This window comes from Flavihumibacter sp. CACIAM 22H1 (assembly GCF_001601815.1).
In the GTDB taxonomy this organism is placed as follows: Bacteria; Bacteroidota; Bacteroidia; order Chitinophagales; family Chitinophagaceae; genus Flavihumibacter.
Window position 1 is genome coordinate 18,619 of sequence record NZ_LUKG01000006.1, and the last position, 2,336, is coordinate 20,954.

Below are 2,336 nucleotides of genomic sequence, written 5' to 3' on the forward strand. Positions count from 1 at the left end.
CCAGTAGTTCCTTGGTAGCGTCCGGTAAAAACTTGTTCTTCGGCAGGTCTTTTCCCCAGTTCCTGGTATCATCCTGTATGGAAAAAAGCACCGGTATCATAAAATCGGCGGCAGTAATGAAATCGTTAGGCTCGGCTTCTACCCATCTTCTTGCAGTTGCCCGGGCATTATCAATAGGGCAATTTAAGAGCGCAAGCAGGAGGTTGATGTCTTTTGACCCTTGTGGAAACCTTGCTTTTACCAGGTTAAAGCCAAACTCTGCAGGAAGGGCAAAGGCTGAACCGATTAACCTGATGGCGGTGGATACATCAATTTTTTGGATTAATTCTGCATAACGGGGGTGTTGCGCTAATTGATGGGCTGCAAATTGATGCACCTGTTCCAGTTCTGCATCTATCAATAATTGAATATAAGCCTGCGGCATTTGGTTCCATAAATGCAGGAATGGGATGGCTGCATCTTTTTCTGAAACGGGTGGTATGGGGGGAGTTGCAGGTAACTGGGCAGCTGGTTTATTTCGCCGGAATAGGCGGGTTATAAATTGTACAATTCCCGAAGACTGTTCATCGGGGCTTTTGGCCGTACGGACAGCCTCCGTAATGAATTGGTAGCGATTTCCGGAAACAAGCTTCATGGCAGCATTGTTTCCGTTAAGAATCTGGTGAAGATAAACAGCTTGTGCGTTGGCTGGAAATCGCAGTTCTATCCGCTGGTACCGGTTATTGATCCAGCTATAGGTATATTCTGTGTAGGCTTCTTTTTCGTCCAGGTTTTTGGTATAGGATATAAGCAGGGCAGTTGCCAGTTTAACGTAGTCGGTATTATTTGCTTTACCCGTTGCAATAAGATTCTTTAATGTTCGTCTATGGAGATAATTTCTGGTTTTATTGGAGTAGGCAAGTTTGGTGGTGGTCTTTGCCTGTTCAACAGAGAGTTTAACGTAGTCTTCCAATAGCGGTATATAGGTGTTTTTCTTTTTTCTTTCTGCAGCTGAAAGAAAATGGGTGTATTGTTGCGGCTCCCGTTCAAAGCGGCTGGACAATAAGCCGAGCACTTCAAAATCGTTCAGCATTTCTGCCCATTTATAAATAGTACGGATATGTTTAAAATAACCAGCTTTTAGTTCAATGCGTTGGAGCAGGTTTTTTACCACCGGGCGGATCCATTTTTTGTCGAACGATAACAGATAGAGTTTTTCAATCCAGGGATAACTGGGTTCCACCTCGCTGATCCGTTCTTGTACGAGTTTATCAAGTTCCGTTTCCTGGCGGCGGTCGATGATTGCTTTAAAAGAATCGGGCAGGGAGTTGTGGAAATGTTGAATATGCTGGTCTCGCTCCAATCCTTCGAGTAGCTTCAATAAGCCGGCTCCGGCTAACTGGCTAAGCAGTTTGGAGGGCTTGGCGGTAAAGATTTGCTGCAAGGCCGGAATAGCGGAAGGGTTGCCTGAACGGGCCAATGCCCAGCAACAGGAATATTGCAACATGCTCTCCTGCTGGTTGAACAGGTGGGTGAGATAGGGAACCGCGTCTTTGAGCTGTGCTGCACCGGCTTTCCATACAACCCGTGACAGTTTCCATTTTGTACGGTTGGATGCGGGCTGTTTTGTAACGGCGTTGTGCAACCGCTGCAGGATGGCTTTTTCTTTACCGGGAGGCAGCGATTGCCAGTCTAACGATACCGGTGGAAGATTTTGTAGTGTAAATACAGCTTTTGCAGCAATTGTGGAAACCGCCTCAGGGTTTGTGGTATACCCTTTTTGCATTTTTTCAGTTTCCACGGCATCAAAAATTTTTTCCGCTTCGGTAAGAGAAACAGGTACCGGTGTTTTGGAGCCTTCTTTTAGTTGGCCACCTCTTCGGCCATACCTGAAATTGACTATATAGCGGTCAAAGCCAAGTTCGCAGAGGTCGATTTCGTAGGTTTTGTCGGAATTGCCTTCTTTAAAATACAGGATCGTTTGTTTCACCAGCCGCATGGTATATTAGCTTAATGCAGAAAGATAGAAAAAACGGCCCTATTTTACGGTACAACCCAGCATCATTTTATTGGCAGTAAATTCTACATCCGGTGGTAGCTAACGATTTTTCTGCCGAACCAATGAATTGCCTGGTATTTCAACCACCAATCAGGTCGTTTTTTCATCAGCTTACAGGTAAGTTAAGTGGAAATGAAATAGTTTCATTTCGCTGAATAGCGACCGCCCTGGTGATCTTATGCTTATTGAAATAATTGCCTTCAGCAATTAGGGGAGCTATGTTGGTCTGTTGAAAATACGCTCAAAACAAAAAAGCGCCTCTGCTGAGACGCTTCTTGCGGACCGGACGGGACTCGAA

At 45.3% G+C, this 2,336-nt stretch carries 1 protein-coding gene; it reads right to left on the reverse strand.

Translation table 11 applies throughout. From position 1 onward, the window contains the following. A partial coding sequence (locus tag A1D16_RS03035) for a WGR domain-containing protein (RefSeq protein WP_290707690.1) occupies window positions 1–1,969 on the reverse strand: 1,969 nt, incomplete at its 3' end. Between the last annotated feature and the right edge of the window lie 367 nt (window positions 1,970–2,336).